The 5578-nt window shown below is 62.5% G+C and carries 5 protein-coding genes; 4 read left to right on the top strand and 1 reads right to left on the bottom strand.

Annotation, left to right across the window (positions count from 1 at the left end; genetic code table 11):
- A partial coding sequence (phaZ, locus tag ACK5L9_RS22610; protein ID WP_416913708.1) for a polyhydroxyalkanoate depolymerase occupies positions 1-1236 on the top strand: 1236 nt, incomplete at its 5' end.
- Positions 1237-1298: 62 nt separating this feature from the next.
- Here the strand turns inward: phaZ and ACK5L9_RS22605 are convergent.
- Positions 1299-2039: an alpha/beta hydrolase gene (locus ACK5L9_RS22605; RefSeq protein WP_416913707.1), complete on the bottom strand. Its 741-nt coding sequence runs from the start codon at positions 2037-2039 to the stop codon at positions 1299-1301.
- Between the two features lie 122 nt (positions 2040-2161).
- On the opposite strand from ACK5L9_RS22605, the gene thrS reads away from it, so the two are divergent.
- The 3 genes from thrS to ACK5L9_RS22590 all read left to right on the top strand — a co-directional run.
- Positions 2162-4108, top strand: coding sequence for a threonine--tRNA ligase (gene thrS / locus ACK5L9_RS22600; protein WP_416913706.1), 1947 nt, complete (start codon positions 2162-2164; stop codon positions 4106-4108).
- Positions 4109-4357: 249 nt separating this feature from the next.
- Positions 4358-4564, top strand: a complete 207-nt coding sequence (locus tag ACK5L9_RS22595) for a cold-shock protein (protein WP_216033212.1) — start codon at positions 4358-4360, stop codon at positions 4562-4564.
- 139 nt (positions 4565-4703) lie between these two features.
- On the top strand, positions 4704-5578 hold an 875-nt coding region (locus tag ACK5L9_RS22590), incomplete at its 3' end, for a class I adenylate-forming enzyme family protein (protein WP_416913705.1).

The raw sequence follows: 5578 nt of genomic DNA, 5'->3' as shown, positions 1-5578 counted from the left end.
GCGCTGATCCCGCACCCCGCCTTCAAACTGATGAGCGCGTGGGGCCGCGTGACCGAACGCAGCTTTGCCCGGATGGTGATCAAGCCCGACTGGCAGATCCCGCCGGTCATCGGTGCCGACGGTCAGGACCACATCGTCTATGTCGAACCCGAGGTGAAGCGCCCGTTCGGCGATCTGGTGCATTTCCGTGTCGCCCGCCGCGAACCGATGAACCGCAAGATCCTGCTGGTCGCGCCCATGTCGGGCCATTACGCGACGCTTCTGCGTTCGACGGTGATCTCGCTCTTGTCGGATTGCGATGTCTATGTCACCGACTGGCACAATGCCCGCGACATCCCGGTCAGCCAGGGCAAGTTCGACATCGAGGATTACACCGGCTATCTGGTCGATTTCATCCGCCATCTTGGCCCGGACACCAATGTGATCGCGGTCTGTCAGCCCGCACCGCTGGCCCTTGCCGCCACCGCGCTGCTGGCCGAACAGGATCCCAGGGCGCAGCCGCGCACCCTGACCCTGATTGGCGGCCCGGTCGATCCTGATGCCGCCGCCACCGAAGTCACCGATTTCGGCAACCGTATGACCATGGGCGAGCTTGAACATCTGGTCATCCAGTCCGTCGGCTTCAAATATGCGGGCGCGGGGCGGATGGTCTATCCGGGTCTGGCGCAGCTTTCGTCCTTCATCGCGATGAACGCCGAAACCCATGCCGGCGCGTTCATCGACAAGATCTTCAACGAGGCGCGCGGCAAGGCCAGCGAAGGCGACAAGCACAACAAGTTCTATGACGAATATCTGGCCGTGATGGACATGACGGCCGAGTTCTATCTGTCCACGGTGGAACGCATCTTCAAGAACCTGGAAATCGCGCAGAACCGCTTTGAGGTGGATGGCCATAAGGTCGATATCGGCAAGATTACCGATGTCGCCGTCATGACGGTCGAAGGCTCGAATGACGACATCTCGGCCCCTGGCCAGTGCGTCGCGGCGCTGAAACTGTGCACCGGCGTCCCCGAATCGAAAAAGTTCCAGCATCTTGAGGATGGCGCGGGCCATTACGGCATCTTTGCCGGGAAATCCTGGCGTTTGAACATCCGCCCGCTGGTGCTGGATTTCATCGACGCCAATTCCGGCCTGCCCGCCGAAAAACGCCCGACGCGCCGCCGCAAGGCGGCAGGCGATACCGCCGATATGGGCGCGAAGGACAAGATGGGCGACAACAGCAAGATCGCCGTCTGACGACACGATCTGCCATTGCAGAAAAAAAGCCGGGGGTGCCGCCCCCGGCTTTTTCCGTTTGCTCAGGCCGCCAGTTCCCCGACCGTCCGGCAGATCAGCGCCAGACATTCCGGCGTCGAAAAGCGGTGATCGGCGCCCTTGACCAGTGTCAGCCGCAGATCCTTGCCCGTGGCATGGGCCAGCAGGTCCAGCGCCCATTGCATCGGCACGTCCTCATCCGCCGTGCCTTGCAGGAAGCGCACCGGAAAGGGCAGTGGCAGGGGCTGGTCCAGAACCAGATGGTCGCGGCCATCCTCGATCAGGCGGCGGGTGATGAGATAGGGTTGGTCGTCATAACCGCTTGGCAGCTCGATCCGCCCGTTCCGCATCACCGTATCGCGCTGTTCATCCGAAAAACCTGCCCAGAACCCCCGCTGCGTGAAATCGGGCGCGGCGGCGATGGTGATCAGCCCGGCCACGCGCTGCGGCATGGCGCGGGCCAGCAGCAGGCTGATCCACCCCCCCATGCTTGACCCGACAAGGAACTGCGGCCCCTCGGTCAGGCCGGTCAGCATGGCGGTCGCATCCGCAGTCCAATCGCCGATGCAGCCTTCCTCGAACGCGCCGCTGCTTTCACCGTGTCCGGAATAGTCGAAGCGCAGAAAGGCGCGGCCCTCGGCGCGCGCCCAATCTTCAAGGTACAACGCCTTTGTGCCTTGCATGTCGGATTTGAAGCCACCCAGAAAGACGACGCCCGGCCCCCGGCCTGCCGTCTGGTGAAAGGCGATCCTCCGCCCCTGCTTTGTTTCCAGAAAGTCACTCATGCCGGTTCCCCGCTTGCAAATCACCCCGCCATCTTGACAGTTTTTGCGCCGGGGTCCATGAGACGCGGACCATACCCGCAACCGGGCGTTCCGTGGGCGCCAAACCGACGAGGAGGACTTTCATGTCCCAGATTTCCCTTACCTTCCCCGATGGCAATTCGCGCGACTATCCCACCGGCATCACCGCCGTCGAGGTTGCCGAAAGCATCGCCCCCAGCCTTGCAAAGCGCGCCATCTCGGCCAGCCTCGACGGTCGCCATGTCGATCTGGCCTGGCCGATCACCGCAAGCGGCGCGATCTCGATCAACACGATGAAGGACGACGCCCCCGCGCTGGAACTGATCCGCCACGATTTCGCGCATGTCATGGCCCGCGCCGTTCAGGAAATCTGGCCCGATGTCAAAGTGACCATCGGCCCGGTGCGCGATCACGGCTGGTTTTACGATTTCGACCGGGCCGAGCCTTTCACGCCCGAGGATCTGGGCCAGATCGAGGCGAAGATGAAACAGATCATCGCCGCCCGCGATCCCGTGCGCACCGAGGTCTGGGACCGTGCCCGCGCCATCGCCCATTACAAGGCCGCGAATGAGCCGTTCAAGATCGAACTGATCGACCGCATCCCCGAGGATCAGGATCTGAGGATGTACTGGCATGGCGACTGGCAGGATCTGTGCCGCGGCCCGCATCTGCAATCGACCGGCCAACTGCCCGCCGACGCCTTCAAGCTGACCCATATCGCCGGGGCCTATTGGCTGGGTGACAGCAGCCGCCCGATGTTGCAGCGCATCTATGGCGTGGCCTTTCGCAACCGCGAGGATCTCAAGGCTCATCTGATCATGCTGGAAGAGGCCGCAAAGCGCGACCACCGCAAACTGGGCCGCGAGATGGACCTGTTTCACATGCAGGAAGAGGCGCCGGGACAGGTATTCTGGCACCCGAATGGCTGGGCGATCTACACCGCGTTGCAGGATTACATGCGCCGCCGCCAGCGCGACGGCGGCTATGTCGAGGTGAACACGCCGCAGGTCGTGAACCGCCACCTGTGGGAGAAAAGTGGACACTGGGACAACTATCAGGACCATATGTTCATCGTCGAGGTCGATGAGGAACATGCCAAGCAAAAAACTGTCAACGCCCTGAAACCGATGAACTGCCCCTGTCATGTGCAGATTTTCAATGTCGGGCTGAAATCCTATCGCGACCTGCCGCTGCGTATGGCGGAATTTGGGTCGTGCAACCGGTATGAACCTTCGGGCGCGCTGCATGGCATCATGCGGGTGCGCGGCTTTACGCAGGACGACGCGCATATTTTCTGTACCGAGGATCAGGTCGAGGCAGAATCGCAGAAATTCATCGAATTTCTGGCCGCGATCTATGCCGATCTGGGTTTTGATCAATGGCGCATCAAGCTGTCCACCCGCCCCGAAAAGCGGGTCGGCAGCGATGAAAGCTGGGATCTGATGGAGGCCGCTCTGGCCGGGGCCTGCAAGGCCGCGGGCCGCGAGTTCGAAATCTTTCCCGGCGAGGGGGCGTTCTATGCCCCGAAGCTGGAATTCGTGCTGACCGACGCCATCGGGCGCGATTGGCAATGCGGCACGCTTCAGCTTGACCCGAACCTGCCCCAGCGGCTGGATGCGGAATATGTCGGGCAGGATGGCGCCAAGCACCGCCCCTTCATGCTGCACCGCGCCGTTCTGGGCAGTTTTGAACGCTTCATCGGCATCCTGATCGAAAACAGCGCCGGCAAGCTGCCCTTGTGGCTGGCGCCGCGTCAGGTCGTGGTGGCCTCGATCGTGTCGGATGCGGATGATTACGTGCACGAGATCGTGACCGCCCTGCGCGCCGCAGGCCTCCGCGCCGAGGCCGATACGCGGAACGAAAAAATCAACTACAAGGTCCGCGAACATTCGGTCGGCAAAGTTCCCGTGATTCTGGCCATTGGCATGAAAGAGGTCGAGAATCGCACCGTCTCGATGCGCCGCCTTGACGCCCAGGGCAGCCGCAGTCTGCCCCTGGATGACGCACTTGGACTGCTGGCGGACGAGGCGACTCCGCCGGATTTGCAGTGATCCTTCACAGGGAAATGGTTGCAATTGTGACAAAATTCGCAGAAACTTGCCGAAAGTGAAAAAAAATGCCGCAGTTGCTCGATGCAATTGCTTTCCTTCTTGCGTTTCCTAGCGAATCGTTCATCTTTTAGGCCACGTGAGCGATAAGACTTTCCACCGCCTCCCTTGAAGGGCAGCCGGCAAAGATGAAGCGCAGCTGCACGACCCTTGGCAATTTCGCCTTGGGATCAATTCGAAGGAGATACGGTTATGGCGACCGGAACGGTGAAATGGTTCAACGCCACCAAAGGCTATGGTTTTATTGCCCCCGATGAGGGCGGCAAAGATGTGTTCGTTCATATCTCGGCGGTGGAACGCGCCGGATTGACCGGACTGAAGGACAATCAGAAAATCGCATATGAACTGCAGTCGGGCCGCGACGGACGCGCTTCGGCCAGCGATCTCAAGCTGCTCTGATTCATCCACGTACACTACAACCGGACGGCCCGCCCCAGCGGGCCGTTTATCATTTTGCGGCGCGGTAACAGTGCTTTGCGCTTTCCGGAGATTTGCGGCAATGATCGGGCCGTAACCATCAGAAGGGGCCCGACACGAAATGAACCTTGCTGAACATGTCCTGCGGGCTGGAACCCGGTGCCCCGACAAGCTGGCGCTGTCGGTCGTGGGCGTGTCGCGGGCGGAACGCTGGTCCTATGACCGGCTGATCACGGCGGTTCGCGGCACGGCGACGGGGTTCTTACGGGCGGGGTTGCGGCCCGGCGACCGGCTGCTGATGCGGCTGGGCAATACGCCCGCCTTTCCCGTCGCCTATCTGGGCGCGATCACGGCGGGGATCGTGCCCGTCCCGACCTCGGCCATGCTGACGGCGCGTGAAATCGGCAAGATTGCGGCGGAAATCGCCCCCCGGATGCTGGTCGCGGGCGATGGCATCCCGTTGCCTGACCACACCGCGCCGGTCCTGACCGAGGCCGACCTTGCCTCTTTCGCCGACTTGCCTGCCGCCCCGTTTACGACGGGCGATCCCGACCGGCTGGCCTATATCATTTATACCTCGGGCAGTTCGGGCCAGCCGCGCGCGGTGATGCATGCCCATCGCGCGATTCTTGCGCGCAAGGCGATGTTCAGCGGCTGGTACGACCTGCGTGACAGCGACCGGATGATGCATGCAGGGGCCTTCAACTGGACCTTCACGCTTGGCACCGGGCTGATGGATCCCTGGACCATGGGTGCCACCGCGCTGATCCCTGCCGGGGGCACCGCGCTGGAACAGATCCCGCTGCTGGCCTTGCGGCATGGCGCCACGATCCTTGCGGGTGCGCCCGGCGTGTTTCGTCGCCTGCTGCGCGCCGAATGGCAGCACATCGAAAGCCTGCGCCACGGCCTTGCTGCGGGCGAGCGGCTGGACCCCGGCCTGCGCGAGGGCTGGCAGACCCGCACCGGCACCGACCTGCACGAGGCGATGGGCGCGTC

The organism is Paracoccus sp. (in: a-proteobacteria), from assembly GCF_047973135.1.
In the GTDB taxonomy this organism is placed as follows: Bacteria; Pseudomonadota; Alphaproteobacteria; order Rhodobacterales; family Rhodobacteraceae; genus Paracoccus.
Note: the sequence above shows the minus strand (reverse complement) of the source record. Positions and strands in the feature narration are given on the sequence as shown.